At 68.4% G+C, this 450-nt stretch carries 1 protein-coding gene; it reads left to right on the forward strand.

The features are described 5' to 3' along the window. Nucleotides 1–450 (forward strand): HAD-IC family P-type ATPase (locus AB4091_RS21900; RefSeq protein WP_442295029.1); only part of this gene is annotated, 450 nt, incomplete at both ends.

A 450-nucleotide genomic window follows, 5' to 3' on the forward strand; every position in this document is an offset into this window, starting at 1 on the left:
GCCCTGAAGGCGCTGCACGAACTCGGCTTCCGCATCATCATGGCGACTGGTGACAACGAGCGCACGGCGAAGGCCGTGGCGGCGCGTCTCGGCATCGACGAGATCCGCGCCGACGTGCTGCCCCAAGACAAGGCGCGGATCATTGCCGATCTGCAGGCCGCCGGCCGCAAGGTGGCGATGGCGGGCGACGGGGTGAACGACGCGCCTGCGCTGGCGCAGGCCGATGTCGGCATCGCCATGGGTACCGGGGCCGATGTGGCGATCGAAAGCGCGGGCATCACGCTGGTCCGGGGCAACCTCGACGGTATTGTCCGCGCCCGCCGCCTCGCCCAGGCGACGATGCGCAATATCCGCCAGAACCTGTTCTTCGCCCTGATCTACAACGCGGCCGGGGTGCCCATCGCGGCCGGGCTGCTGTTTCCGTTTTTCGGCATCCTCATCAGCCCGATG

Origin of the sequence: Terrabacter sp. 2RAF25 (assembly GCF_052115265.1) — a bacterium.
In the GTDB taxonomy this organism is placed as follows: Bacteria; Actinomycetota; Actinomycetes; order Actinomycetales; family Dermatophilaceae; genus Terrabacter.